The sequence below is a fragment of the Bradyrhizobium sp. B039 genome (assembly GCF_038965675.1).
GTDB lineage: Bacteria > Pseudomonadota > Alphaproteobacteria > Rhizobiales > Xanthobacteraceae > Bradyrhizobium > Bradyrhizobium diazoefficiens.
Genome location: NZ_CP152416.1, coordinates 428,992 through 455,177 on the forward strand (window position 1 = coordinate 428,992; position 26,186 = coordinate 455,177).

Consider the following 26,186-nt stretch of genomic DNA (forward strand, 5'->3'; position numbering starts at 1 on the left):
CGCAAGATGCACCAGAGCCAGCTGATCCGCTCCAGCACGTTCCTCTGGGCCCTGGCCGTGGCGGCCGCCTTCGCGCTGTTCGTGGTCGGCCTGTTCGCGTTCATCTACTGGAAGCTCGACGACTATCTGGTCGCGCGATCCGATCGCATGATCACCACACGGATTCACTTCATCGCAGACCTGCCGCCGGCCCGCCGCATCAGCGCGATCGCGGATCATCTCGAGCAGGATTCCAGGGGCGTGCAATACGCGGGACTGTTCGATGCCGCTGGCACGAGGCTGGCCGGCAACATCGACCATTTGCCGCGCGAGCTGGGGCTTGATGGCGCGGTGCAGGGCGTGCGGCTCGATCTGTTCGAAAAGCCGGCAGCCCACGTTCCGGTCGTCAGGGCGGTCGGCAGACGTCTCGATGGCGGCGATGTCTTGGTGATGGGACGGAACGTCGATGAGACGCGCGAGATATCGAGCGTGGTGGGGCAGGCGCTGGCCCTGGGCTTGCTGCCGGCCTTCAGCCTCTGTCTGCTGGCTGGCGCCTGGCTGAGCATCCGCGCCCAGAGACGCGTGGAGGAGGTGAACCAACGGGTCCAGCGCATCGTGGCCGGCGAGCTGCGCGAGCGGCTCCCGGAGGGCGGAACGGACGATCCATTCGCGCGGCTGGCCGCGATCGTCAACGGCATGCTCGACGAGATGGAGACGATGATCAACGCGCTCGCCGGCGTCGGCAACGACATCGCCCATGATCTCAGGACGCCGCTCACGCGCGTCCGCCTGGCGCTGGAGCGCGGGCGCACGCATGCGGCAACGCTGGAGGAGCTCCAGGAGATTACCGACAAGGCGATCGCCGGCATCGACCAGTCGCTCGCGATCGTCACGGCCCTGCTGCGTCTGACCGAGATCGAGAACAATCGCCGCATGGCCGGCTTTGGCGAGGTCGCGCTCGACGAGATCCTGCGGGAAGTGTGCGACGTCTACGAACCCATCGCCGAGGACAAGCGCATCGCCCTCGGTGTCGTCATCGAGCGCAATGTGCAGGTGTGGGGCGACCGGGACCTGCTGTTCGAGGCGGTCGCCAATCTCGTGGACAATGCCGTCAAGTTCACGCCATCGGGAGGACGGGTGGAGCTCGCGCTGGAAGCGGAGGACGGCACGGCGCTCGTGCGTGTCAGCGACACAGGCCCCGGCATCAGCGAGCAGGAGCGCGAGGCGGTGCTGCGGCGGTTCTATCGCTCCGACAAGATGCGCAACACGCCGGGCGTCGGGCTGGGGCTAAGCCTGGTGGCCGCCATCGTCAAGCTGCACGGCTTCCGGCTGATCGTCGGTCCCGCGCCCGGAGGGCGGATCGAGATCCTCGCCTGGACCGGACGGGCGGACAAGGCCGCCACCTGCCGGTCCCGGACATTGCGGCACGCAGACGCCGACCTGATGGGATGAGCCAAATGATGCGCAATGCCTTCGAGATCGATCAGCCGGCCTGGAGTGTGGGAGTGACAGATGCAGACTAGCCACGAAGTTGCGAGGAGTGCTTCCGTCGCCGCTGCGGGCGCAGCGGTATCGGCACCGTTCCTCAGCGCGTATTCCGCGGCCATCAGACGCTACGAACTGCTCGAGCCAGGTCAGGAGCAGCAGCTGGCACGTCGCTGGCACGAGACACGAGACCGCGGCGCAGCCGACGCGCTCGTCACCAGCCATCTCCGGCTCGCCGCCAAGCTGGCGCGCGGCTACAAGGGATACGGACTTCCGATGGTCGACCTGATCGCGGAAGCGAATCTCGGCCTCGTCATCGCAGCGTCACGCTTCGAGCCCGGCCGCGGCGCGCGTTTCTCCACCTATGCGATCTGGTGGATCAAGGCCGCCATTCACGAGTACATCCTGCGCTCCTGGTCCCTGGTCAAGATCGGGACGACGGCTGCGCAGAAGAAGCTGTTCTTCAAGCTCCGCAGCGAGATCAGGAAAGCCACCGGCAGCGTGATGTCAGGGCTCACGCCTGACGTCGCCGAATTGATCGCCGGGAAGCTCGATGTGACCGCGCGTGAGGTGATCGAGATGGATGCGCGGCTCAATGGCGACATGTCGCTGAACGCGCGCGTCGGTGGCGAGGAAAGCGGAACCGAGCTGGAAGCCTTGCTGGTCGATGGGGCGGTCGACGCCGAGACGATGCTCGCCGATCACGAGCAGACGGAGCGGCGTGCCAAAGCCTTGCGGGTTGCGCTGGGCGGGCTTGCGGCGCGGGAGCGTCATGTCTTCGAGGCGCGGCGGCTGACGGAATGCCCCGTAACGCTCGATCAGTTGGCCCGCGAATTGTCCATCTCCAGCGAGCGGGTTCGACAGATCGAGATTCGTGCCTTTGCCAAGGTCAAGCGGGCCGTGATGCTCGCCGCGCAGGATGCGCCACGCGCCGCCGTATGCAACGTCTGAATTCGTTTTCATTTGAACGGAGCTCCGACCGTCCTCACCTGTCCGAAGATCCCGCGTCCCTCGCTCCAGGCAGACCACCATGGGAATTGTTCGCTTCGCACTACGGCTTCCGCACACATTTTATGTGCTTGCCGCGCTGATCCTGTTTCTCGGCGGGATCGCGATCCGGTCGATGCCGACGGATATTTTCCCGGAGATTCGGATCCCCGTTGTCACGGTCATCTGGAGCTACACTGGCCTCTCGACGCCGGAGATGGAGCAGCGCGTCAGCACCTACAGCCAATATTCGATCAGCGCCAACGTCACCGGAATCAAGAATATCGAAGCACAGACCCTCAACGGCCTTTCGGTTCAGAAGATCTACTTTCAGCCGGACGTCAATCTCGATCTCGCGATCTCACAGATCGTCTCGGCGACCAATGCCATCCGCGCCCTGATGCCGCCGGGCATCCAGCCGCCGATCATCGTGCAGTTCAATGCCTCGAGCGTCCCGGTGCTCCAGCTCAGCCTCGAGTCAAACAGCCTGAACGAGCAGCAACTCTACGATTTCGGCATCTACCGGGTCCGCCAGCAACTGGCTCCCGTTCCGGGGGTGACCCTTCCCACGCCTGCCGGCGGCAAATACCGGCAGATCATGGTCGATATCGATCCGAACAAGCTCCTGTCGCGCGGATTGACGCCGCTCGACATCGTCAATGCGGTCAACACCCAGAATCTGACGCTGCCGACCGGCACGACGAAGATCGGGGACACCCAGTACACCGTTCGAACCAATGCAACGCCGGCCACAATCCAGGATCTCAACATGATCCCGGTCAAGTTCGCCAACGGGGCCACGATCTTCCTGAAGGACGTCGCCCAGGTCCGCGACGGTGCCCAGGTCCAGCAGAATATCGTCCGCGAGGACGGCCACCGGGCCGTTTTGCTCAGCGTCATCAAGAACGGGAACGCCTCTACCCTCGCCGTCGTCAACGGCGTGAAGGCGGCCTTGACGTCGATCCGCGCATCGGCCCCGGCGGGGCTGAAGATCAACGAGTTGTTCGATCAGTCGATATTCGTCACCCATTCGGTCAATGGCGTGCTGCGCGAAGGAGCGATCGCGGCCGGCCTGACAGCGCTGATGATCCTGGTGTTTCTGGGGTCTTGGCGATCGACGCTGGTCGTCCTGATCTCGATCCCGCTGGCGATGCTGTCCTCGCTGGTCGTCCTGTATTTTCTCGGCGAGACCCTCAACACGATGACGCTCGGCGGGCTTGCCCTCGCGGTCGGTATCCTTGTCGACGATTCGACGGTGACGATCGAGAACACGCACCGGCTCTGGACCGAAGAGGGCATGCCGTTGTCGGAAGCGACCCTGCACGGAGCCGCCGAGATCGCTATTCCGACGTTGGTCTCCACGCTCGCGATCAGTTGCGTGTTCACCTCGGTCGTATTTCTGGAAGGCCCGGCCAAATATTTGTTCACGCCGCTTGGCCTCGCCGTGGTGTTCGCGATGCTGGCGTCGTACGGGCTGTCGCGGACGCTCACGCCGATCACTATCGGCCTGCTGCTGAAGGGCGAGCGGCGTCATGGCGAGGGCGAGCGATCGTCGAACATATTCGCGCGCGCCTCCGCCGCGTTCGAGCGCGGGTTCGAGCACCTGCGCGACGGCTATTCCGATCTCCTGCTGACATTGTTGCGTCGTCGCGTCATCGTGCCCGTCGTCGCCGTGCTGGTGCTGGCGCTCGGAGCCACCATGTTCGCCTATGTCGGCCGGGACTTCTATCCCCTGATCGACGGCGGCCAGATCCAGCTCCATGTTCGCGCGCCCGCGGGCACGCGCATCGAGCGGACGGAAGCGATTTTCCAGGCGGTCGAGGACAAGATTCGCGAAGTCATTCCGGAGCGCGACCGAGCGCTGATCGTCGACAATATCGGCCTGCCGGCGCGGCCCTACAATCTCGCATTCACCGACGGCTCCACGATCGGGGTGAACGACGGCACCATTCTCGTATCGCTGAAGGACGGGCACAAGCCGACTGCGGACTACATCAGGAAGCTGCGGCAGGTGCTGCCGTCGGCATTTCCGGAGGACACGTTCTATTTCCAGGCGGCCGATATCGTCACGCAAATCCTGAACTTCGGTCTCCCGGCGCAGATCGATGTCCGCACCGTCGGTTACGGCAGCAACAACCTGGCCGTGGCCAAGGAGCTGCAGAAGAGTCTTGCGGCGATCCCCGGTGTCGTCGACGCGCATCTGCAGCAGGAGGTCGATGCTCCCGCGTTCTACGCCGATATCGACCGCACTCGCGCCGCGCAATTGGGTCTCAATGCGAGCACGGTGGCGACCAATATCAATGTCAGCCTCAGTTCGTCCGCGCAGGTCTCGCCGAATTTCTGGACTGATCCGACGTCAGGCATCCCCTATTACCTGGCCGTGCAGACACCCGAATACAGGGCCAACTCGCTGAACGCCCTGGGCAACACGCCGGTGTCGGCATCGCTCGCCGCAAGCGGGCAGACGGTGCCTGGCCTCCTCAGCAATGTCGCCACCTTCAAGCGGGGCACCGTTCCGACCAATTTGAACCAGGCCAATGTCCAGCCGGTTTTCGACGTCTATGCGAGCGTCCAGGGCCGCGATCTCGGCAGCGTCGCGTCCGATATCGACAAGGTGACGTCCACCCTTCAGAAGCAACTGCAGCCCGGCAATTCGATCCAGGTTCTGGGACAGATCCAGAGCATGCATCAGTCGTTCCGCGATCTCGGGATTGGACTGCTGTTCGCGGCGATTCTCGTCTACCTGCTGATGGTCGTGAACTACCAGAATTTCGGAGATCCCTTCGTCGTCATCATGGCGCTGCCGGCGACATTCTGCGGCATCGTGACGATGCTGTTCGTCACCGGGACCACGCTGAACGTGCCCTCGCTGATGGGAGCCATCATGGCGGTCGGCGTTGCCTCCGCAAATTCCATCCTGCTCGTGACGTTCGCGCGGGACGAGCAGTTGAAGGGACATTCCGCCTTCCAGGCGGCGCTGAGCGCGGGCCGGACGAGGATCCGGCCGGTGCTGATGACCGCGGCGGCGATGATCGTGGGCATGATCCCGATGGCGATCGGCGGGCCGGGTGAGGAGCAAAATGCAGCGCTCGCGCGGGCGGTCATCGGCGGCCTGCTGTTCGCAACTCCGACCACCTTGCTGATCGTGCCTTATCTCTTCGCCATGCTGCGCAAGGGCAACGACGGCAAGCCCCGCCACGGCGTATTCGAGGAGCAACCCGAATGAGTGATGTTCGCGCACGGACCGATGACGACGAGGCAGCAGACCACCCCGGAGCGGAGGGCCTCAGGATCGTGGAGCTGCCGGGCAAGGGCGCGCGATCCAAGCGCCGTTACGGTGGTCCGCTGCTCGGGGGAGGCGTGCTCCTGCTACTTGCGGGCGGTCTGGGCATCGGCGGCTGGCGGCACTATGAGGCCGCGCGTGAGGTCGCCGCAGTGGCAGAGCAGGTTCGGACCAACGTTCCGGAAGTTCGCGTGGCGACGGTCCAGGCTAGCGGCGACCTCATGAAGGTCACCTTGCCGGCGACGACGACCGCGTTCGAGGCTGCCAACATCTTCGCGCGGACCAGCGGCTATATCGAGAAGCGCTACGTCGACATCGGCGATCGAGTGAAGAAGGGCGATCTCCTCGTGGAAATCACCGCTCCCGAGCTGGACCAGCAGATCGCGCAGGCGCAGGCGACGCTCGCGCAGGACCAGGCCGCACTTCAGCAAGCGCAAGCGAGCCGAGAACTGGCCGACGTCACCAATTCGCGCGACAGCAATCTCGTCAAGCAGGGCTGGTTGACAGCGCAACAGGGCGATAACGATCGTCTCACCCTGCGCGCACAGCAGGGCGCGGTGGGCGTCGCGCAGTCGAACATCGCGGCGCAGGAGGCGCAGATTCGCGTGCTCCAGCAGGAGAAGTCCTACCAGCGCGTGGTGGCGCCGTTCGACGGCGTGGTCACGCAGCGCAACGTGGACAATGGCAGCCTGGTGCAGGCCGGCTCCACCTTCATGTTCACGATGATGCACTCCAACGTTATCCGAACCCAGGTCTTCGTGCCGCAGGACGAGGCTTTCGGCGTTGCTCCGGGCGTCGACGCGGATATCCGCGTTCCCGAGATTCCGGGGCGGACGTTTGCGGGCAAGGTCACGCGGATCGCGACCGCGCTGCAGCCGGGGAGCCGGACGTTGTTGACCGAGATCGACGTGCCCAACCCCGATGGCCTGCTCAGTCCCGGCATCTATTGCACGGTCGAATTATCGATCCCGCGCAGGACGCCCTCGACGACGATCCCGTCCGATGCGCTTGTCTTCGATCAGAACGGCCTCCATGTCGCGGTCGTGCGGAATGGTACGGTTCATTTTCAGCAGGTCTCGATCTCCAGGGATTTCGGCACCACGGTGGAAGTGCGCGACGGCGTGCAGCCCGGCGATCAGGTCGTGCTCAATCCTGCGGTCAATCTGGTGGAGGGCAGCAAGGTCACGGTTCGCAAGAGCGAAGTGAGTTAGGGCACAAAAGATGATGCGGTTCGCGTTCGCAGCGGTAATGGCTCTGCTACTCGGCATCTCTCCGGGCCAGGCACAGATCGCAACGACCGGCAGCACGGCAATGGATCTGCCGACAGTGCCGGGCGCGATCGTGATCTCGCCGCTCAACAGTCCGGGGCCGTTTTCGGCAACGACCGTGCCGGGCGCTCCGGATACGACGCTGGCGCCTGTTCCGCTCGCCTCGGATCCGACGACGCCCGGGACGGTGGTCGTCTGCGCTCCGCCGGCGACCTCGCCAACGCCGTTGCCGGCGACACCGACCGTATCGAGCACTGGCCTTTCGACATCGGGCATCGCGGCCCCGATCCTGCCGGTCTCGGGACTGAATGGCAGCTCCATCGGGACAATCTCCACGGCCGCGCCGGCGGGAACAGGTGCGACAGTGGCATGCAGCTCAACGCCCGGAGGGCAGGTGACGAGCGCGGCATCTCTGCCGCTTTCGATTCCGCAGGTGCCTGCAAGCCCCGCGCCCGGCACGATCCTGGCGGATACCAGCGGCGCCGGCGGCACGGGCATCGACCCGAACGCCGCCGTTGTGCCCAGCCCGAACAGCTCGGCTTGCGCGGAAGGGGTTTCGATGAATCTGGCGCAGCCTGCGACAGTGTTGCCGGCCAACGCCTCGGGTGCAGCGCCAACGCCGGGCGTGTCGCCGATCCTGCCACCGGGATGCTGAGGCGAAATTGCAGGCCTCAAGCGTCATCGCAACCTAGTGGCAGGTGCAAGACGGGGGCCGGTCGCCGTCGTATGTCGAAAGCGAGATGCCCGGTATTTCAGCCAGAGCGCGGGCAAAGGCGAGTGCGGGAAGATCGATCTCCTGATCGAACAGAGCGCTGACCGGACCAACGAGATCAAGTGCCGTCTGCTGACGGTTCGACCTCGCCATGATCCTTGCCCACGCTGCCGCAACCTTCAGCTCGTAGAAGCGGCATTGCTGCTCTCGGGCCACGGATAGTCCCTCGGCGAACAGCAATTCGGATCGCGAGAGATCGGATGGGCCATTGGCCAGAAGAATTTCAGCCTTGATCCTCAGCAGGTCCGCAAGGCACCACAATTGCCGGCCTTGCCGCGAGATGGACAAGGCCTCTTCCACCGCGGCCAGGGCCTGCGCAGCCTCGCCGCTCGCGAGCAGGCCTTCGGCGAGCGATCCGAGAAACTCGGGATTGCGCATCAGCCATCCGTTCTCGGTCCGCGCTTTCAGGCCACTACGCAGCAGCGCTATTCCGTCGTCATGGTTACCTTGCAAAACCAGCAGCTGCCCCTTCAGGCAAGACGTCCAGCTCGTCCAGAAAGCTATTCCTTCGCGTGTGACGAGCTCGAGAAGGGAGGATATTGCCTGATCGGCGGCGGCGAGATCATGCGTCATCAGCGCGATCGGGCAGACGGCGTTCCGGAGCGCGTAGGCGATCGCAAGCTTGTCCTTCTCACGCTCGGCGTCCTGGAGGCACTCGGCGGCCAGCGATCTGCTCTGGGCGATCTTTCCCCGCAACAGCAGCACGCGAGCCAACATCGCCTTGGCAAGAACGCTCTGATTCAGCAGGAACCACATCAGATTCGTGCCGCCGCTCAATCCGTGGGCCGAATCGTCCAGGGACAAGGTCAGCTCGCGCCGCGCATCCTCCTGCGCGCCGAAGAAATGCGCGGCAGCGCCAATCAGGCGACGACCTACCGCCTCGTTGGCGGGATTTCCGGTGCGCAGCGCGATCTCGAGGTAGCGTTCGCCGACGTCCTTGGCCGCGGCATATTGGCCCGAGTTGAGGTTATAGCTCCACAAGGTCCAGACCGCCTTGAGCTGAAGCTCGAGATCGGACAATTCCTCGGCGAGTGCGAGACCGATGCTCAGCGCCGCCTTCATGCGATCCGCCGACCCCGTCGTGTTGAGGAGTGCGAATCCCAGCGCGACATAGAGCTGCGCCTTGAGCTTCGGAACGCAGGTGAACCCGGGGCTGAAATGCGCGAGAGCGTGCTCGATCCGCGTTGAGCATTCCACGAAGGACAGCAACTGCATCCATACCGGAACGAAGCCGGACGTCAGCTCGATTCCAAGCGCCGCATCTCCACCGGGCGAGAAGGCCCAATCGAGCGCCGCATGCACGTTTCCGATCTCCTGGGCGAAACGGGAGATGTCGTCGGGAGCGGGAGAGGCATCGCCGAGCGGCGCGATGATCTGCCTGAGAAAGCAGGCCTGCCGTCTGGCAGCCTGCTCGACGAGGCCTGCGTCTGCGAGCTTCTCCAGCGCATAAGCGCGGGTGCTTTCCAGGAGGCGCCATCGTCCCTCGAAGGAGGGATCCAGCGACACCAGCGATTTCGCGACCAGATTGAACAGGGTTTCGATGACGTCCGACCGCGACAGGGTGTCGTCCATCATCGCACTGGCCGCATCGAGCGTGAAACCGGCCGGAAACACCGCGAGTTGGCAAAGCAGGTTCTGCTCTGCCGGCGGCAAGAGATCGTAGCTCCAGTCCAGGGTCGCCCGCAGGGTCTGGTGTCGCGGCAGCTGGTCGCGGCGGCCGCCATTCAGGAGCTCGAAGCGCTTGTCCAGGCGGAGCAGTACGGCGTCTACTCCGAGATTGGCGGCCCGGGCTGCGGCAAACTCCAGTGCGAGCGGAATGCCGTCGAGGCGGCGACAGATGGCGGCGATCTTCTGAAGCTCCTCGGCGCCGGCAACGAAGCTCGCACGCAGCGCCCGCGTTCGGGCGACGAACAGCTGCACTGCGCTTGCCCGGAGCAGCAGATCGGGAGCGTGCATATCGGGACCAGGGACCGACAGCGCCGGAACGGCCGCAACGTATTCGCCGTCGATGCGGAGGCCTTCGCGGCTGGTCGCGAGAACCGTGACGTTCGGACAATAGTGGAGCACGGCACTTGCGATCTGCGCGGCCGCTTCGATCACATGCTCACAATTGTCCAGGACAAGAAGCAGGCGGCGGGTCCCGATGGCCTGCGCGATGCTTGCGGGCGTTACTTCCTTGTCATTCGAGGCGAGCCTGAGCGCACGGGCGGTCGCAGATGCAGCAAGAGCCGCACCCTGCAGGGCCGCGAGCTCGACCAGCGCTACGGAATCGTTGAACGAAGGCGCGACACTGCGCGCGAGCTCGATCGCCAGCTTCGTCTTTCCGATGCCGCCGGGGCCGACAAGAGTCACGGCCCGATATGCGGACAACACGTCGCTCAATTCGCTCAGACTATCCTCGCGACCGATGAGAGGCGCGCGGATACTCGGCAGGTTGCTGGAAAAGAGCGCATCGGCCGGAATCGTTACCGGTGCGGCCGCCGGATGATCCAAATGCCCGCTTCGCCAAGTTCCAGCGAGCGTGTATCCGCGACCTGAAACCGTCTTGAGCAGATTGCGATCCTCGCCCAGCGCCTTCCGGACGGCCGAAATATGAACCTGGAGCGTGTTGTCTTCGACGGTCAGGCCCGACCAGACGCTTCCGATCAAATCGTCCTTGGTGACCAGGAGGCCGGCGGAGCCCACCAACTTCTCGAGAATCTCGAATGCACGGCTTCCGATCGGCACCGCGACGTTGTTGTATCTCAGCTCCCTCCGTTGGCAATCGATCAGCCAATGTCCGAAAGAGTACGTGCGATCAACCGGAGATGACATAAGGGGTCCGTGCATCAACTTCGCTGCCGTGATCCGAGGGGGAGATCACGAGCCCGCCCTTGAGATCACCGACCCGTGGCAAGAATTTGAAAGCGTCAATGCGCCTAGGTCTCCTAGAGGGGAGATCGTCGGCATGTCAAGAAGACCCGCTCAGTCCGACGCTTCGTTCATCGTCGATGCTGGCACCCGACGCACTCGTGTTCGATACACGAATTCGTGACGGCAGCCGGGCGTGTGTCACAATGGGAGAGGCGGTCGGAAGAAGCCTGACGTCTGCAACGGAAGCATCATTTACTCACTTCGCCGAGGATCGTCAGCGCAAGACCTCCGGAGCAAAAATGCGTCCGAGAGACGTGCACCGGTCGCAAGAACGGCGGCCTGATCGTGAGCCGCCGTCCTTCCTTCCGCCGAGAGGTCAAAATCCGGAACGTTGAGACGATCAACTTCCAGTCGGCGTCAACCGGACTTGATCCGGTTCGCGAACTCAATAGCCCGAGGTGGGCTCGCATGGCGGCCGCCGCCAGGGGGCGGTTGCGTACGCACCGACGTCGGGAGCACGGGCGCAGCCGCGCTTGGAGGAGGCCGGAACGCGCTGAGCCGACGCATAAGCCTCGGCATTGGTACGCTTCGCGTTGCCTTCGCGAGCCATCGCGGGGGAGGCAATCATGGCTGCGACCACGAATCCGGCCGACAAGAGCTTCAGTGTAGTCATCGAACATCTCCTTGAGAAAGCGACGCCGAACGCCTCGGCCCGCACGCGAGACATGTTCATGCGCGCGTCGGATCCGCAGTGTTGATCGAACGAACATTTTCGTCTTTGCACGAAGTCGTCGCGGTGCGTTGACTTCGGACATCGACGGCTCATCCCACAGGGAGGTCCGCGTCCTAGTCGGGCAAGGACGTCGCCTGGTCAGCGCGTCCATCGAGCAGCGGACCAAACCATTCCCAGCTCTCGCCGGTGAAGCGCATCATCTGGAGCTGCTCGATCGGATGAAAGTCCGTTGGCGATGTCTTTATTCGAATGCCGGGGATGTAGGCCTCGAGTTCGAAATCGAGATCCGCGGCCACTTGCATGATTCTCTCGTGCGTCAGATCATCGCCGCAGCGCCTGATCACCTCCACGAGCGCGCTCGACATGTTGAAGGCCACCAGAGGCCCGCTCTCCGATCGATCGGCTTCCGGAAAGTATTTCGCCATGAACGCGCGAAAGTGCTGCATGCCCGGATGGCTGTCCCACTGCGGATCCGTCACGTCCATCTGATACCCCGCGCTGAGAACTCCCTTTGCGTTGTCCAGTCCGGCCGGCTTCAGCACCGCGCCGACCGAGACCGAGACGTTCGTCACGATGTGGATGGGATGCCAGTCCAGCTCAGCGAGCTTCCTGATCGCCTGAGCGGCGAATTTGGGCGTGGCTATGTCGATGAATATGTCGGGCGCGGCGGACTTGATCGCGACGACCTGTGAATCGATCGTCGGTTCGCTGACCTCGTATGGCAGGCTGGCAACCACCATTTGCGCGTACTTGTCCTGGAGCACGTCCTTCAGCCCGCGCAGATAGTCGCGCCCGAAGTCGTCGTTCTGGTGGAGAATGCCGATCCTGGCACCTGGATGATGCCTCAGAATGTAGTCCGCATAGATGCGGGCCTCGGTTCGGTAGCTCGGTAGCCAGCCGATGGTCCACGGAAAGTGCTCGGGATCGGCCCAGTGCGACGCTCCGGTGATGACGAACAATTGCGGCACATGCCGGTGGTTCATGTACTTCTGAATGGCGGCATTGCTGGCCGTGCCGAACGGCGCGAAGATCGCGAGCACCTCGTCGTCCTCGACGAGCCGTCGTGCTTGTTCGACCGCCTTGGATGAACTGTAGGCGTCGTCATATGAGATGAAATTGATCTTCCGGCCGTTGATTCCGCCGTTGTCGTTGATCATGCGAAAGTATGCACTCATCGTCTTGCCGATGATGCCGTAAGCCGACGCCGGACCGCTGTAGGGCATGATGTTGCCGATCCGGATCTCGGTATCGCTTGCGCCGGGGTCGTACTGCGGCTCCGCGGAAGCGCTGCCGACTGCGAGCACGGCGCAGGAGATGACGAGCTTTCCCAGGCGCCACGCGTTGCCCGAAATCGAGTAGCCAGTTCTGCCTGTGATCAAGCGGTGCCTCCATGGCGCTGCCGGGTTTCGAACATACCAAACCCGACGACGTGTCGTTCGGCCGCGCCGGCCCGGGAGAGACGCGTATTGCGGTCGCTGGGCGTGCACGTGCAGAAGTCGGGTCCCGAATATAGCGCGGGTGCTGCCGCGAGCCCGGCTTAAGATGCTGAAGAACTGTTAAGTTTCGCAACTGCCGGGCCGGCTATCCGGATCGACGTGATTGGCCTTGTTTCGAAGCCGGCAGGGTGCGCCGCATGGCGCGGCCGCACTCCCGGATTTTGGACGCCATCATCTGCATGACGCTCGATTGTGGTGCCTCATCATCGATGCCAGTTGCGGACGTGGTAGTGGCCCGCGGCGAATACGGGCGCGGCACCACCCGGCCGCTCGAGGCCCATTCGTCCGGCCGGCGTCAGCGCGCCGCCATTCAGCACGTCGCGATCGGGGTACATCGATGCAAAGGCTGCCGGCTCCTGATCGGCGAAGGACCAGGCTGCGGATGCGGACGATATCGTTGCCGTTGAGAGTAGCGCCGCAGCGATTAGGATTTTGAATACACTCATAGCGGTTCTCCATTGCTTGCTCTGTGCGGAGAGTCGCTTGGCGATGATCGCTGCTCGGCTGGTGGCGTTTCCGAAAATTCTTTTGATGAATCCTATGTAGGTCGTCCGGTCGAGAAGTCCCGGAGGACGTGCATCACTCCTGCGGGAAGATTCTGTCAGCGTTGTCAGAATCCTCGCGCGATTGTGCGTGGTCAAACGCGTCTGATGCCCGTTTCTGGGAGGCGGGTCGTTTGAACATTTGGAGTGTGAGCAATGAGATTAATCCCTGTTGTTTGTGTCGTCGCCTGCGTAGCGCTCTCGGGCATTGCGTCTGCCCGCGGTGACATGGGATCGCATATGTCGATGGCAAGCGGCGGTGCGCTCGGGACGAGCGCCGCCGCGCCTGGAACGAACTCGCTGGGCACCGCGCTTCCGTCGTCCGACAGTGGTGGTCGCGCGACGAAGGGGCCGTTGCTCGGCACGGACCCGACCATCGACAAGGACGACGCCCGGCTCGAGAAGATGCTGGAAGGATCGATCTGCCGCGGCTGCTGAAGAGCGCGCATTCGGAGACGGGGGCCGGCGGCGGCGCCGTCCGGCAACCTGTGTCTTTCGAAAGGGTTGATGGTAAGCTGGACTGAAAATGATGAAACCGCTTGGGCTGTCCCAATGATGGCTGAGCCAGGCCAGCGTCCCGTCTACATTTATGCGCAATGGGAGATCGATCTTGTCAGACGCGAGTTGCGTTCGGCAGGAGAGCTCGTTCCTTTGGGGGGGCGTGCCTTTGAGATTCTTGCGGAATTGGTTCAGGCGGAGGGCCAACTCGTCACCAAGAACGACCTGACGGAGCGCGTCTGGCGGGGCGTCTTTGTCGAGGAGAGCGCACTTCGCGTACATATCGCGGCGATCCGAAAAGCCCTTGGTCCTGACCGCGACATGCTGTCAACCACTGTTGGTCGCGGTTATCGTTTGCTGGGAGCGTGGCGGATCCGGCATATGGACGCCCCGCTACAATCTGCCGCAACCGGGTTGCTGCCGTCGACCAACATTCCCAGCGCGTCGTTCGATCTCATCGGCCGCACCGCCGCGATCGCACATCTGTGGCGGCTTCTGTCGGCCTATCGCGTGGTGAGCCTGGTCGGGCCCGGCGGGATCGGAAAGACGGCGTTGGCGCTGGAGGCAGCCAGAACGCCGCCGACCGGCTTGGCGGCTGACCGGTTGCTGGTCGAACTGGCCTCGCTGTCCGATCCCAAGCTCGTCTGCTCGGTCATCGCCGGCGTGCTCGGCACCAAGCTCGAGGGCGAGGAGATTTCGCCTGAATCCATCGCACGCGCGATCGGCCCTCGGCCATTGTTGCTCATCCTCGACAATTGCGAACACGTCATTGATGCCGTGGCCCAGGTGGCCGAGCTCGTTGTCAGCCGCTGCCCCGGGACGTTCATTGTTGCGACAAGTCGAGAAGCGCTGCGCATCGAGGGGGAGCACGTCTACCGCGTGCTCCCTCTGGGCGTGCCGCCTGAAGCCAGGCTCGAGCCCGCCGGCGCCTACGCGTACAGCGCAGTCGAGCTGTTCACGAGCAGAGCGAAGGCGTTGGGTTCAAGCTTCGCGTCGGACGAGGAGAACATCGGCGCCATCGCAGCCATCTGCCGGCGGCTCGACGGCATTCCGCTTGCGATCGAGTTTGCAGCGGCGCGCGCAGTCATGGTCAGCCCGCCGAGGATCGCGGCACTTCTCGATGACAGGTTCAAATTTCTGACGACGGGCCGCCGTACCGCGTTGCCGAGGCAGCAAACGCTGCGTGCAACGCTCGACTGGAGCTATGACCTGCTGCCGGACGACGAGGCGTGGCTGCTCCGGCAGCTCGGCATATTCGCCGGCGAATTCCAGCTCGATGCAGTGATCGCGCTCGCCGGCGAGCACATCGGCGACGTGACCGGCCAGCTTGCCAGGCTGGTGGCAAAGTCGCTCGTTGTCGCCGATATTCGCCGCGACAGTCCTCATTATCGCTTGCTGGATACGACGCGTGCCTATGCATTGGAGAAGCTGCACGCGGGCGGAGAATATCCCGACGCCGCCCGCCGCGAGGCGAAATACTATTGCGGATTCTTTGCCAACGCCGAGGCCGACAGCGAAGTGAAGCCGCAGGCGGAGTGGCTCACCATCTATGGCCGGCACATCGACAACGTGCGAACGAGCCTTGATTGGGCCTTCTCGTCCGGCGGAGACGCGCAAGTCGGAGCGGCCTTGACGGCGGCCGCAGTCCCGCTCTGGGTGCAATTGTCGCTCCTCAGCGAATGCCGCGAGCGGACCGAACTCGCTCTGGCGCGCCTCGACCCGACGGCCGCGAACGCGCCGCGGCTTCGCATGCAGCTGTCGGCCGCGCGCGGCTGGTCGCTGATGTACGGTGTCGGAAGAGCCCGGGAGGCCGGTCCCGCCTGGGCCGCGACCCTTCAGCTGGCCGAGCAGCTCGGTGACAGGGACTACCTGTTGCGCGCGCTTTGGGGACTCTGCATCGATCAGTTCAACAACGGCGAATTCCGCAGGGCCCTCGAATTTGCGCATCGTTTCGCAGACGCCGTGGACGATTCCGGCAATCCTGTCGACCGGATGATGGCCGACCGACTTCTTGCAACCACGCTGCACTATCTCGGCGACCAGCGGCAGGCGTATCATCACATCGGGCGAACCCTGTCTCGCCTCTCGGATCTGGCGGCCAAGCCGCAGGTCATCCGTTTCCGGTTCGACCTGCGGGCCTCAACTCACTACTTCCAGGCGCGGATCCTGTGGCTGCTTGGCCTCGCGGATCAGGCCTTGAGCGTCGTCGGGCGCAACGTCGAGGAAGGCCGGACGAGCGGCCACGCACTCACATTCTGCAGCGTCCTCGGGCAGGGTGCTTGCCCGATTGCCTTCCTGGCCGGCGATCTCGACGCGGCGGAGCGGTATTGTACGATGCTGATCGAGCACACCGAACGCCACCCGATCCGCTTGTGGAACGTATGGGCACGCGCCTTCAGGGGCGTGCTGATCTCGCGCCGGGGCGACGTAGCGACCGGATTGCCGCTGCTGCGCAAGGCGCTCGAGCTCGCGGGCGAGGCGCGCTTCCTGCCGCGTTTCCTGCTTCCCTTCGGCGAGCTCGCCGTGTGTCTCGGAGAGGCCGGCGAGGTGTCGCAGGGGCTCGCGACCGCCGACGAGGCGCTCGCACGATGCGAGGCAAGGGACGAAGGGTGGTATGTCGCCGAGCTCTTGCGCATCAAGGGCGAATTGTTGCTGCGCCCCGGCGCGCGCCGCTCGACGGGTGGTGCCGAGCAGGTCTTCGACAAGGCGTTCGAGGTGGCGCGGAGCCAGGGTGCATTGTTCTGGGAGCTGAGGACGGCGATCAGCGTGGCACGAATGAGGATGAGTGAGGGGCATCTGGCCGATGCACGCGATGTTCTCGCTTCCGTGTATGGCAAATTCACCGAAGGCTTCGAGACTGCGGACCTCAGCGACGCGCGCGCAATGATGGTGAAGCTGGGATCGTAAGCGATGGAGGCCCCGGGGAGCGGCATCAGATCCGATCGATCGGATGCCTGTGCGGCCTCGGCGAGCGCCGCTTCCCCGTGCTCTGGAACGTTCCGCAATCCGCCGGTGGCGCCGCCTGTGCCGCCGATGGCGATGGCCGGCGCCGACGTCTCATTGCCAACGCAGCATGGACCGGCGGCCCGCACGCGTCGTTCGAGACTGCACCCCTCTATCGCGATTGCACGGCGATCGAGGCGATGCGCGCTTACGCGATCCGGAGAGGATCATTTGGCCGCAAACGAGCGCGAGCGTGGCGGGTTCAGCTCGGCAAGCAAGCCTCTTGCCGCCACGAGGCTGCGCGTCTGGAATCCCTCGGTAAACCGCTGATAGACGGGGGCGAGCATATCGTGCGCCTCCCGGCGGCGATCGCCTCGCTGCCATAGTCTCGCAAGCGCGATCGCCGCGCGAAGCTCATAACCCAGCGCCCCCTGATGGCGGGCGAGGTCGAGTGCTCGGATGAGGCTCAGCTCCGCTTGCGAAAGATCCGGATTGCTCTTCCTCATCAGCGCCTTCGCTCTTGTGCACAACATGTCGGGCATGTCCATCATGAAGTTGCAGTGTTGGGCCTGGGCAATCGCCTGATCAATGGTGTCCAGGGCTTCGTCGCCGTGACCTGTCGCCGCCAGGGCTTCGGCGAGAGGCATGCGAAACCCAGCCACCGCACCGAAGCACAGGCTCTGCAGCTTCTCGATCGAGCCTTTCAGCATGGCGAGCCCGACACCGGTCTCGTTCCTGGCCAGCAGTGTAATCCCCTTCATGGCCTCGCCGACCAACTGGAGGATGGCGAGGTTGTGCCTGCGAGCCTCCACGACGAACCTGTCGATGTGTTCTTCGCAATCCTCCAGATCGCCATTCCAGAAGAAGACGCCGAATGCCCATGGCAGCGCTCTGCAGAACATGACCGGATGGTTCGCCGCGATGACGTCCGAGATGGCGCGGCGCACCATTCCTGTCGCCTGATCGGGATATCCCTGAAGCCAGAGGACGCGCGCAAGGGTGATTTGAGCGCGTTTGGGATATTCGAGGGTGAGGCCGCTAAGGACGTCCTTGTCCAGGCCCGTATGTCGCAATGCCGCTTCGACGTATGAGCGAGAGGCAACGAACTTGCCGAGATACTGGCAGGAGATGCTGAGCAATACGCGCATGCGCGCGACCGCATTGGAATCGTTGTTGGCAAGGGCAATGGCTTCGCCGCGTTTGGCGATGCCAAATGCGTCATCATACTTGCCGACGAACAATTGCAGCAAATGCAACTGGTCGATCAAACGGATCTGCCCCGGTATATCGCCGATCCTTTCCGTCAGCTCGAGCGCCCGGCGGAGGTGATTTGCGCCCAATTCATCCAGCTGTCCGGTGAGCATGCGCGCAGCCCCCAGCGCCGTGTGAAGGACGAGGCCCTGCCTGATGCCTCCATTGGTTTCATCGAGTGCTTCGATGGCGCGGGTGACCCAGAGCTCGCATTCCGCCAGGAGCGACAGCTTGAAGAAGAGCGGTATCGATGCTGCAGCGAGCGCCACGCCGGCTCTGCGGTCTCCCTGATCCGAGAAGCACCACGTCAGTGCGGCGCGGACGTTGCCGAATTCCTCCGCAACCGTCGAAAGGTCTCGGTTCGCTTCGTCGCCGATCATCTCAAGGAGGTCGAGAAAGTAGCAGGCGTGACGTCGCGCGACCGCCTCGGAGTCCCCGCTGGCGGCAAGTTTCTCTTGCGCGTATGCCCGGGTCGAGTCGGCAAGGCGGTAGCGGGTCGGTTGCGAGCCGGTGTTCAGTGCAAGCATCGACTTGGCGACGAGGCTGTCGATGATCGCCAGGATCGTGTCGTCATCCTCCGAGCCCGCGGCAATCGACCGCACGGCGTCCAGGGTCATGCTACCGACGAACACTGACAGCCGGCCGAGAATCGCGCGTTCCGCGTCGGATAGAAGATTGTAGCTCCATTCGATGGTTGCGCGCAGTGTCCGGTGCCGAGGCAGCGCGGTGCGTCGTCCCTCCCACAGCAAATTGAGGTGCTGGTCGAGGAGTTGGACCATCGCTCTTGCGCCATATGCGCCCACATGGCCGGCGGTGAGCTCGATGGCAAGCGGGATACCGTCGAGCCGACGGCAGAGGTTGCCGACATCAGAGGCGTTCGCATCCGTCAGCGCGAACTCGCCGCCTCCCGCGGTCGCACGCTCGACGAAGAGTTTCACCGAAGGGTAGGCGAGAGCGTTCGCGGCCGTCAAAACGATCTTCTCCGGCGGGCTCGGCAGCGGTGGGAGCCGGTATGTGAACTCGCCTTCGACGCGCAGCAGCTCCCGGCTGGTCGCCAGGATGTGCAGCTCCGGTGCTGCCTGGTAGAGCCGTTCGGCCAGCGCCGCCGCGGCTTCGATGACATGCTCGCAGCAGTCCAGAATGAGCAGCATCCGCATGTCGCGCAGGAATGTCGCGAGGCTATTCGTGGGATCATTCGATCGAGCTCGCAGCCCAAGTGAAGATGCGACGATCGCCGGCACTGGAGCGGCGCTGCCTGTCTCGCCGAGACCGACAAAGTGGACATGGCCGGCGAATTCCGCGAGCAGGGCGTGGCCCGCGGAAATGGCGACTGTGGTCTTGCCGATGCCGCCCGGGCCGACGACCGTGACGAAACGTTGGGCTCTCAGTCTTTCCGAGATGTCCTGTATGGCTTGCTCACGCCCGACCATCTGCCGGGGATGCGCCGGCAGGTTATGGACGTAAGTCGGATTGGTCGGTGCAGGTTGCCTCTGTTCCGGGCGCGATACCGCCGCGACGAAGCAGTAGCCTTGCCCGGAGACCGTGCTCAGGTATCTGACGCCGTCGTTGCCGTCTCCGAGTGCCTTGCGGAGTGCGGCGATATGGACACGCAGGCTGTTTTCCTCGACGGCGGCGCCCGGCCACGTCGTGGCCATAAGCTCTGTCTTGCTGACGACGTTGCCGGCCTGCCGGACCAGTGCGAGCAGAATGTCGAATGCTCGACCCGACAGCTGCAGGGGGCTCCCGTCTCTCTCAACCCGCCGCTGCGCGGGGTCGAGCCGAAACGGCCCGAAGACCAAGATCTCCCGGGCGGCTTCGTCTTGGGCGGAGCGGCCGGCAGCGGCCATCGTGTTGCTGCTTTGCGTGTTGTTGCTTTGCCAGCGGGGGGCCATTGGGAATTTCAACCCGGCGCACGACTCGTCACGTTCTATGACTTGGAAGCACACCAAGACGCGTGAACGTAGCGGCCTTTCAAACCTAACATTCGGCAGTAACAGGGTAAAGGATTGGGACGTATCACTTTCGTCTGGGGCTCCGAAGAGGCTCCCGGATTTTCAGGAATCGACCCCTGATTACAGAAACGACCGGGAGCTTATATCGATGCGTCGAAACGAGCGCCGCGGCTGGTCTTCGGTCTCGCCTGATCACGAATGTGCGACGCCACGACACCCAGCCCTATCCGATGGACGCGGGCTTGAGAATGTCGTCCAACCCGATCCGGCGGAGAAGTTCCATGCGGACGCTGTCGGCGATGGCGTTGACGGCTGCGGCTCCGTCGTCGTCAGGACCGAAATGAACTCTCAGCGGCCGTTGTCCGAATGGCATGCCGACGACATCGGCTATGGCGGTCGCGACGTCTTGCGGAGTTCGATCCTTCGCCGGAAGCTGCGCAAGTGCCGATTGCGCGATCTCGCTCACGTCGGCCGTCGGACCATCCGCGTATTCCTCGGCCCGCGCCGTGTCGAGCGGTCGGCCGGAGCGAATGTAGTGGCCGGGTCCGAGCGCACTGGGGACCACGATCGTCGTCTCGACGCCCCAGCGCGCGAGCTCGCCCGCATAGCCGAGCGCCAGTGCATCGAGGGCGGCCTTTGACGAAGCATAGGCTCCCAGGAAAGGAACCGAGGCGCCACGTGCGCTGCTCGATGAGACCCAAATCAGCAGGCCCTGGCCCTGCTTGCGCAACTGGGGCAATGCGGCCCGATTGACCCGTTGCGCATTCAGCACGTTGGTGTCGTAGAGCTCGGCAAGCTGGTCCGGCGTAAAGGCCTCCGCCGGTCCGTAGATGACCTGTCGGGCATTGTGCACGATCACGTCGAGGCGGTTGTTCTCGGCGACGATGGCATCGATGGCCGAATTCACGGAGGCTTCCGAGGCGACGTCGAACGCGATGGTTCGGAGTTCCGCGCCGTGCTTGCCGGCGTCCTCGACGCCGTGATCATCGTGGCCCTTCGTTTCCTGCATCGAAACGTAGACCGTGTGGCCGGCTTGCGCCAATGTCTTGCAGGTGCTTCGTCCGATGCTGTTTGCAGCTCCTGTGACGATGATCACTTTGCTCATTCGAACCCCAATCGCACTCCAGCTTCCGCAAAGACGCCAGCGTCGTCGCGACACGTTCATCGTTCGTCGATCGACCGCTGGCCTTGTGCGAAGAGCCTTTGAACTAGGCCCCGGCGCAAAGCTGGTCTTTCGAGCCCGGTGAGTGATTTTCAGATCGCACGAAATATTTCGAGAAAGCCCGAAATCCGGTGAGGACGAGCCCCGCATACTGGGCAAGCACGAACGTGCCTTCGCGAAATTGGCGATCCGGTTTCAGAAGATCGCGGCCGTGGTCGCCAGCTACAACGGAACCCGAGCCGCTCGACAGAACGGGCCGTGGGGCCGGTCTGCGGGGCGGCTTGCGTATTGCAAGGAGAAGCGATGAATCAGTCAGGCAACCTGCCGCGCTCGAGGCTCGGCTCGCTGGTGCTGATTGTGGCCGTCCTCGGGGGCGGTGCTGCCGCGTTTGCCTACACTGCTGGGTGGCTCTCGCCCGGGCGCCTGACGCCGGATCTGATGATCGCGGCGCTCACGCCCCCGAGTGGCCCGCCACTCGGGCACCGGCGAAATCATGCCAAGGGAATCTGCTTCACCGGCGTCTTCGAGGCGAACGGGAACGGCGTGGAACTCTCGAAAGCCAGGGTCTTCGAGCGAGGCACGTATCCGGCTCTGGGCCGCTTCAATCTTGGCACTGCCGATCCGAACGCCGTGGACGCAACCGCGCGCGTGCGCGGTTTGGGATTGCAGATCGCAACGGCGGATGGCGAAGAGTGGCGGATGGCGATGATCAATCCGCCGTTCTTTGCAGTCTCCACGCCGCAGGCGTTTCACGACCTGTTGATTGCATCCGGCAAGAAGGATCCGGAGGCGATGAGGGCATTCATCCAGGCAAATCCGGAATTCGCCGCCTTCGCGGCCTGGGCCAAAACGGCGCCCTGGACCGCCAGCTATGCGGAGGAGCCTTACCACGGGCTCAACAGTTTCATCTTCACGGATGCGAAGGGCGCAGAGCATGCGGTGCGATGGTCGCTGCTGCCGACGGCGAAGGTCGTTCCACTGTCACAAGCCGAGCTGGAAAAGCGCGGTCCCGATTTTCTCGAGCAGGAGATAGCGGAACGGGTCCGGATCGCCGGCCCGCAACGCTGGACCATGGTCACGACCGTCGCCGATCCCGGTGATCCGACCGCGGACCCGAGCAAGTCCTGGCCTGAGGGCCGTCGTACGGTGCAAGTCGGAACGCTCATCGTGCAGCGGATCGAACCGGAGCGGGATGGGCCCTGCCGCGACATCAACTTCGATCCGACGGTGCTGCCGCAGGGAATCCGGGTGTCGGACGATCCTTTCCCGGCCGCGCGCTCGTCGGTCTACCGCAAGTCCTACGATTTGCGTGCGGCCGAAGCCCGGGATTATCCTCGAACCGAGACCGCCAGGCCATGAGCAATGCTCCTCATCGTTTCGCCCTGCTTCAGCGGCTCCTGCACTGGTTGATGGCAGTCTGTATTATCGCCATGCTCTTCATCGGCGTCGGCATGGTGTCCACCGTGGCGCCGACATATCTGCCGCTGATCCTGATCCACAAGACGCTCGGCGTCACTCTCCTGGCTCTCGTCGTGATCAGGTTGGCTCTGCGGCGCCACTACAGCGCGCCACCGTTGCCGGCTGATCTTCCGCCGGCGATGAAGCTGGCAGCACGTTTGTCGCACCAGCTCCTGTATGGCTTCATGATCGTGATGCCGTTGCTGGGGCTCGGCATGCTTTGGGCTGCGGCCTATCCAGTCGTTCTGTATGGCAGCATTCGAATTCCGGCGTTGCTGCCGCAGAGCGACCGCCTGCACACGCTGTTGTGGAATGCCCATGTCTATCTGGGCTTTGCGTTCTTTGCCCTCGTGCTGCTGCATCTGGTGGCAGGGCTGTTCCACGCGTTGATCCGCCGCGACGGCGTATTCGGGACGATCGCGCTCCTGCCGTTGCGGAACAGGACGACGCCGGTGGAATGAACGCTTCGCGCGCCGGCGAAGCGTGCGGCTAAAGTTTTTCAACCTCCAACAAGGATGACGACAATGAGCAAAGCGGATCTCCAGAGCCCGACGGATCTCGGGGCCAATGCGAACCGGGACATTCCAGCCGCGCTGAGAGCGCTGCTGGCCGATGTCTTCGCGCTGTACCTGAAGACCAAGAACTTCCACTGGCACGTATCCGGCAGGCACTTCCGCGACTATCACCTGCTGCTCGACGAGCAGGCCGAGCAGATCTTTGCCATGACCGACGACATTGCCGAGCGGGCGCGCAAGATCGGCGGCACGACGCTGCGCTCGATCGGCCAGATCGCGCGCGAGCAGCGCATTCTCGACAACGACGCGGATTATGTCGAACCCCAGGACATGCTCGCCGAGCTGCGCAGCGACAACCAGCAGCTGACGCGGGAAATGCGTCGGGTCCACGAGCTTTGCGACGAGTATGGCGACGTCGCCACCGCAAGCCTGCTGGAAAACTGGATCGATGAGACGGAGCGGCGGATCTGGTTCCTGTACGAGACCGGACGAAGCGGCCCGAATTCGTAGGCACAGGATGCCGGGTCGATGACGAGCTTGCCTTGGTGATCGACCTGGTGTCGAAGGCGGCCGATCGCTGCGACGCCGCGGAAGCGAGGGCGACCTTCGCTTCCGCGCAGGGGTGGTTGGAAGTCCATGCGCGACTCTACCATCTCACTGCCGTTGCATCTGCCAAAGATGGCTGCAGACCTGCCTTGAACGCTCGCCGTTTGATCGTGAGCCCACCGAAAAGACCCGCATCGTGCGGATGAAACAATATCGCGGCATCCTCGAAAGATGACCCCGAGCGAAACTCTGTACGCTTGCTCCCATCCATGACCGCTAGGCCGGTCGCACGTACAAGGGTCAAGTCATGACGGACATGTCGAACTCGAAGGCGTCGCTCGGAAGGGCCATTCACGCGATTGCCGGAAAATGGGGCTGGTTCGTTGCACTGGGGGTTGGCGAACTGATCCTCGGCGGCATTGCGTCGGCCAATCTGATGGCGGCGAGCTTGGCCTCCGTGCTCGTCATTGGAGCGACCATGGCAGTCGCCGGGATCTTCCAGATCGTGCATGCCTTCTCCGTGCACGGCCTGCGGGGTTTCCTGTTCTGGCTGTTCGCCGGGATCATCTATGGCGCCGCCGGAGCCGTTATCCTCTACGACCCGCTACTGGCTTCGTTCACACTGTCGCTCGCAATGTGCGCTTTCCTGATCGTCGCCGGGGTGACGCGGATCTGGGCAGGCTTCCATATGCGGCCGGCCGCAGGCTGGCGCTGGATAGTGGCCGCCGGCGTCGTGACGTTCTGCGTCGGCGTGATGCTGGTTGCAGCCTGGCCGACCATTGGCCTGTGGCTACTCGGTGCGATGCTGGTCGTCGATCTGATCTTCCAGGGATGGGGCTTCATTGCGTTCGGGCTCGCGCTCAGAAACCGGGCCTCGCGACATTCGGCCGAGCCGGCGACGGTGTAAGCCATGATGCCAGGTTCGACATTCACGCGGCACCGGGAGATCGCCTGGCGCGGCGGCCGCACGAGGTCGACGTCGCGATTGGTCGCCGAGGAGAGCGCCATCGCGCTGACCTACAACGGGTCGACCCATGCGGTGATGATGGGGACGCCGGCCGATCTGGAGGATTTCGGTGTCGGCTTCAGCCTCACCGAAGGAATCATCGGCCGCGCAAGCGAGATCAGGAGCATCGAGCTGATCTCGAACGAGCTTGGCGTGGAAGTGCGGATGTGGCTCGATGGCGACCGCGCTGCGTCCCTGGCCGTGCGCCGCCGCGCCATCAGCGGTCCGGTCGGGTGCGGGCTATGCGGCATCGAAAGCCTCGAACAGGCACGTCGCGCGCCATCGCGGGTCGAGAGCCCCGGCATTGCCTTTCACGCACGGGACCTGCTGAGCGCCATGCAGGCGCTGTCTCCTCTCCAGACATTGAACCAACAGACGAGATCCGTTCACGCGGCGGCCTTCTGGCAGCCTCGCGCCGGCATTGCCGTGGTCAGGGAGGATGTCGGCCGGCACAATGCGCTCGACAAGCTCGCCGGTGCAATCGTTCGCGACGGCAACTCGGCTCGTGACGGCGCTGTGCTGCTGACGAGCCGCGTTTCGGTAGAGATGGTGCAGAAGGCCGCGATGATCGGCGCGCCGGTCGTCGTTGCCGTTTCCGCGCCGACCGCGCTCGCCATCCAGACAGCGAACGAGGCGGGGATCACGTTGCTCGCCGTCGCCCGCGATGACGGATACGGCGTATTCACGCATCCGCGCCGCGTCCTGCTGCCTGAAGAGGCCGCGCCGCCCGCCGGCTGCTGACCTCGCGGACCCGCGAACATGGCGATGCAAGCCGCATCAACGGAGGCCTTGGCCGAGACACGCGTCGAGGCCTACGCTCCGGAACGATCGCTGCTGGTTGCCTCTCTCCTGAGCATGTCGGGGGGCTTCCTCGACGCCTTCACGTGGCTGTCGCTGGGCGTCTTCGCGAGTTCGCAGACCGGCAACGTCGTCTTCCTCGGGATCGACGCCCAGTCCGGGCAATGGCTGCGCGCGCTTCACCATCTCCTTCCGATCGTGGCCTTCGTCCTGGGGGCGGTGGTGGCGGCCCGCACCCGGGCGGCGCTGCGCTGTCTCGTCGGAGAAATCGTCTGCCTTGCCACGGCGATGCTGCTGCTTCATCGCGTTCCCGATCAGATCGTGATTCTTGTCATCTCCTTCGGCGTCGCGTTGCAGTCGGCGAGTTTCAGGCAGGTTGGACGCTGGAAGTACCTCTCAGTCACTGCCAGTGGAAACATGCTCCGCGCCATCGATCAGTTCGTTGCCGCGTCCGATCGCGATGCGGCGCGCGGCGGTGGAGCGATGGTTGCGATCTGCCTGATGTTCCTGCTGGGAGCCGCTGTCGGTGGCTGCGTGACGAAGTGGCTGGGAACCTGGAGCCTCGCTCTGCCGATCGCATCGTCGGGGTACGTTCTCTGGCTCTGCCGGCATCGAAGCCATCAGCATTGAAGCCGTGCGATTGCCTGAGTGTTCACGCG

The 26,186-nt window shown here is 63.9% G+C and carries 19 protein-coding genes; 13 read left to right on the forward strand and 6 right to left on the reverse strand.

The window, feature by feature from the left end; all coding sequences use genetic code 11:
• Positions 1 to 6 precede the first annotated feature (6 nt).
• The 5 genes from AAFG50_RS01930 to AAFG50_RS01950 all read left to right on the forward strand — a co-directional run bounded on the left by AAFG50_RS01930 (position 7) and on the right by AAFG50_RS01950 (position 7,657).
• Complete coding sequence (locus AAFG50_RS01930) at positions 7 to 1,431, forward strand: HAMP domain-containing histidine kinase (protein ID WP_028175306.1); 1,425 nt, start codon at positions 7 to 9, stop codon at positions 1,429 to 1,431.
• A gap of 60 nt (positions 1,432 to 1,491) precedes the next feature.
• The gene (gene rpoH / locus AAFG50_RS01935; RefSeq protein ID WP_011083134.1) at positions 1,492 to 2,415 is read left to right on the forward strand and encodes an RNA polymerase sigma factor RpoH; all 924 of its coding nucleotides are present in this window, start codon (positions 1,492 to 1,494) and stop codon (positions 2,413 to 2,415) included.
• Positions 2,416 to 2,494: 79 nt separating this feature from the next.
• Positions 2,495 to 5,677 carry an efflux RND transporter permease subunit gene (locus AAFG50_RS01940; RefSeq protein WP_028175305.1) on the forward strand — a complete coding sequence of 1,061 codons (3,183 nt, stop codon included), beginning with the start codon at positions 2,495 to 2,497 and terminating at the stop codon, positions 5,675 to 5,677.
• The gene (locus tag AAFG50_RS01945) at positions 5,674 to 6,945 is read left to right on the forward strand and encodes an efflux RND transporter periplasmic adaptor subunit (RefSeq protein WP_028175304.1); all 1,272 of its coding nucleotides are present in this window, start codon (positions 5,674 to 5,676) and stop codon (positions 6,943 to 6,945) included. Before AAFG50_RS01940 ends, AAFG50_RS01945 begins: the two co-directional genes overlap by 4 nt.
• A 37-nt stretch (positions 6,946 to 6,982) precedes the next feature.
• A complete protein-coding gene (locus AAFG50_RS01950) occupies positions 6,983 to 7,657 on the forward strand; it encodes a hypothetical protein (protein ID WP_028175303.1) in 675 nt (224 codons plus the stop codon).
• Between the two features lie 33 nt (positions 7,658 to 7,690).
• Here AAFG50_RS01950 and AAFG50_RS01955 read toward each other — a convergent pair whose 3' ends face one another.
• From AAFG50_RS01955 to AAFG50_RS01970, 4 genes are all read right to left on the reverse strand, one after another.
• Positions 7,691 to 10,459 (reverse strand): winged helix-turn-helix domain-containing protein, encoded by a 2,769-nt coding sequence (locus AAFG50_RS01955; RefSeq protein ID WP_231166613.1) that lies wholly within the window; start codon positions 10,457 to 10,459, stop codon positions 7,691 to 7,693.
• A gap of 613 nt (positions 10,460 to 11,072) precedes the next feature.
• Complete coding sequence (locus AAFG50_RS01960; RefSeq protein WP_074076402.1) at positions 11,073 to 11,300, reverse strand: hypothetical protein; 228 nt, start codon at positions 11,298 to 11,300, stop codon at positions 11,073 to 11,075.
• 173 nt (positions 11,301 to 11,473) lie between these two features.
• Complete coding sequence (locus AAFG50_RS01965) at positions 11,474 to 12,691, reverse strand: ABC transporter substrate-binding protein (protein ID WP_231166756.1); 1,218 nt, start codon at positions 12,689 to 12,691, stop codon at positions 11,474 to 11,476.
• Between the two features lie 368 nt (positions 12,692 to 13,059).
• A complete protein-coding gene (locus AAFG50_RS01970; RefSeq protein ID WP_028175300.1) occupies positions 13,060 to 13,302 on the reverse strand; it encodes a hypothetical protein in 243 nt (80 codons plus the stop codon).
• 336 nt (positions 13,303 to 13,638) lie between these two features.
• On the opposite strand from AAFG50_RS01970, the gene AAFG50_RS01975 reads away from it, so the two are divergent.
• Positions 13,639 to 13,836, forward strand: coding sequence for a hypothetical protein (locus AAFG50_RS01975; protein WP_231166614.1), 198 nt, complete (start codon positions 13,639 to 13,641; stop codon positions 13,834 to 13,836).
• Between the two features lie 69 nt (positions 13,837 to 13,905).
• The gene (locus AAFG50_RS01980; RefSeq protein ID WP_049832560.1) at positions 13,906 to 16,803 is read left to right on the forward strand and encodes a winged helix-turn-helix domain-containing protein; all 2,898 of its coding nucleotides are present in this window, start codon (positions 13,906 to 13,908) and stop codon (positions 16,801 to 16,803) included.
• Between the two features lie 263 nt (positions 16,804 to 17,066).
• On the opposite strand, the gene AAFG50_RS01985 is transcribed toward AAFG50_RS01980, so the two are convergent.
• Together AAFG50_RS01985 and AAFG50_RS01990 are read right to left on the reverse strand one after the other, a co-directional pair.
• The gene (locus AAFG50_RS01985) at positions 17,067 to 19,982 is read right to left on the reverse strand and encodes a winged helix-turn-helix domain-containing protein (protein WP_049832559.1); all 2,916 of its coding nucleotides are present in this window, start codon (positions 19,980 to 19,982) and stop codon (positions 17,067 to 17,069) included.
• 283 nt (positions 19,983 to 20,265) lie between these two features.
• The gene (locus AAFG50_RS01990) at positions 20,266 to 21,147 is read right to left on the reverse strand and encodes an SDR family NAD(P)-dependent oxidoreductase (protein WP_028175297.1); all 882 of its coding nucleotides are present in this window, start codon (positions 21,145 to 21,147) and stop codon (positions 20,266 to 20,268) included.
• A gap of 360 nt (positions 21,148 to 21,507) precedes the next feature.
• Between AAFG50_RS01990 and AAFG50_RS01995 the strand changes: the two genes are divergently transcribed.
• The 6 genes from AAFG50_RS01995 (at position 21,508) to AAFG50_RS02020 (ending at position 26,157) form a co-directional block, all read left to right on the forward strand.
• Positions 21,508 to 22,563, forward strand: coding sequence for a catalase family peroxidase (locus tag AAFG50_RS01995; protein ID WP_028175296.1), 1,056 nt, complete (start codon positions 21,508 to 21,510; stop codon positions 22,561 to 22,563).
• Entirely contained in the window at positions 22,560 to 23,123 is a 564-nt protein-coding gene (locus tag AAFG50_RS02000) for a cytochrome b (protein ID WP_028175295.1), read from the forward strand. Before AAFG50_RS01995 ends, AAFG50_RS02000 begins: the two co-directional genes overlap by 4 nt.
• A 63-nt stretch (positions 23,124 to 23,186) precedes the next feature.
• Positions 23,187 to 23,687, forward strand: a complete 501-nt coding sequence (locus tag AAFG50_RS02005) for a DNA starvation/stationary phase protection protein (protein WP_028175294.1) — start codon at positions 23,187 to 23,189, stop codon at positions 23,685 to 23,687.
• A gap of 343 nt (positions 23,688 to 24,030) precedes the next feature.
• Positions 24,031 to 24,630 carry an HdeD family acid-resistance protein gene (locus tag AAFG50_RS02010; protein WP_028175293.1) on the forward strand — a complete coding sequence of 200 codons (600 nt, stop codon included), beginning with the start codon at positions 24,031 to 24,033 and terminating at the stop codon, positions 24,628 to 24,630.
• A 3-nt stretch (positions 24,631 to 24,633) separates the two neighbouring features.
• Entirely contained in the window at positions 24,634 to 25,470 is an 837-nt protein-coding gene (gene fdhD, locus AAFG50_RS02015; protein WP_028175292.1) for a formate dehydrogenase accessory sulfurtransferase FdhD, read from the forward strand.
• Positions 25,471 to 25,488: 18 nt separating this feature from the next.
• Complete coding sequence (locus AAFG50_RS02020) at positions 25,489 to 26,157, forward strand: YoaK family protein (RefSeq protein WP_028175291.1); 669 nt, start codon at positions 25,489 to 25,491, stop codon at positions 26,155 to 26,157.
• Positions 26,158 to 26,186 lie beyond the last annotated feature (29 nt).

Excerpts from the sequence above, each read along its gene's own strand:
- AAFG50_RS01950 (WP_028175303.1), top strand. The coding sequence starts at position 6,983 with ATGGCTCTGCTACTCGGCATCTCTCCGGGCCAGGCACAGATCGCAACG.
- AAFG50_RS01995 (WP_028175296.1), top strand. The coding sequence starts at position 21,508 with ATGAATCAGTCAGGCAACCTGCCGCGCTCGAGGCTCGGCTCGCTGGTG.
- AAFG50_RS02005 (WP_028175294.1), top strand. The coding sequence starts at position 23,187 with ATGAGCAAAGCGGATCTCCAGAGCCCGACGGATCTCGGGGCCAATGCG.
- AAFG50_RS01990 (WP_028175297.1), bottom strand. The coding sequence starts at position 21,147 with ATGAGCAAAGTGATCATCGTCACAGGAGCTGCAAACAGCATCGGACGA.
- AAFG50_RS02010 (WP_028175293.1), top strand. The coding sequence starts at position 24,031 with ATGACGGACATGTCGAACTCGAAGGCGTCGCTCGGAAGGGCCATTCAC.
- AAFG50_RS02000 (WP_028175295.1), top strand. The coding sequence starts at position 22,560 with ATGAGCAATGCTCCTCATCGTTTCGCCCTGCTTCAGCGGCTCCTGCAC.
- AAFG50_RS02020 (WP_028175291.1), top strand. The coding sequence starts at position 25,489 with ATGGCGATGCAAGCCGCATCAACGGAGGCCTTGGCCGAGACACGCGTC.
- fdhD (WP_028175292.1), top strand. The coding sequence starts at position 24,634 with ATGATGCCAGGTTCGACATTCACGCGGCACCGGGAGATCGCCTGGCGC.
- rpoH (WP_011083134.1), top strand. The coding sequence starts at position 1,492 with ATGCAGACTAGCCACGAAGTTGCGAGGAGTGCTTCCGTCGCCGCTGCG.
- AAFG50_RS01960 (WP_074076402.1), bottom strand. The coding sequence starts at position 11,300 with ATGACTACACTGAAGCTCTTGTCGGCCGGATTCGTGGTCGCAGCCATG.
- AAFG50_RS01945 (WP_028175304.1), top strand. The coding sequence starts at position 5,674 with ATGAGTGATGTTCGCGCACGGACCGATGACGACGAGGCAGCAGACCAC.
- AAFG50_RS01940 (WP_028175305.1), top strand. The coding sequence starts at position 2,495 with ATGGGAATTGTTCGCTTCGCACTACGGCTTCCGCACACATTTTATGTG.
- AAFG50_RS01975 (WP_231166614.1), top strand. The coding sequence starts at position 13,639 with ATGTCGATGGCAAGCGGCGGTGCGCTCGGGACGAGCGCCGCCGCGCCT.
- AAFG50_RS01930 (WP_028175306.1), top strand. The coding sequence starts at position 7 with ATGCACCAGAGCCAGCTGATCCGCTCCAGCACGTTCCTCTGGGCCCTG.
- AAFG50_RS01985 (WP_049832559.1), bottom strand. The coding sequence starts at position 19,982 with ATGGCCCCCCGCTGGCAAAGCAACAACACGCAAAGCAGCAACACGATG.
- AAFG50_RS01970 (WP_028175300.1), bottom strand. The coding sequence starts at position 13,302 with ATGAGTGTATTCAAAATCCTAATCGCTGCGGCGCTACTCTCAACGGCA.
- AAFG50_RS01980 (WP_049832560.1), top strand. The coding sequence starts at position 13,906 with ATGGTAAGCTGGACTGAAAATGATGAAACCGCTTGGGCTGTCCCAATG.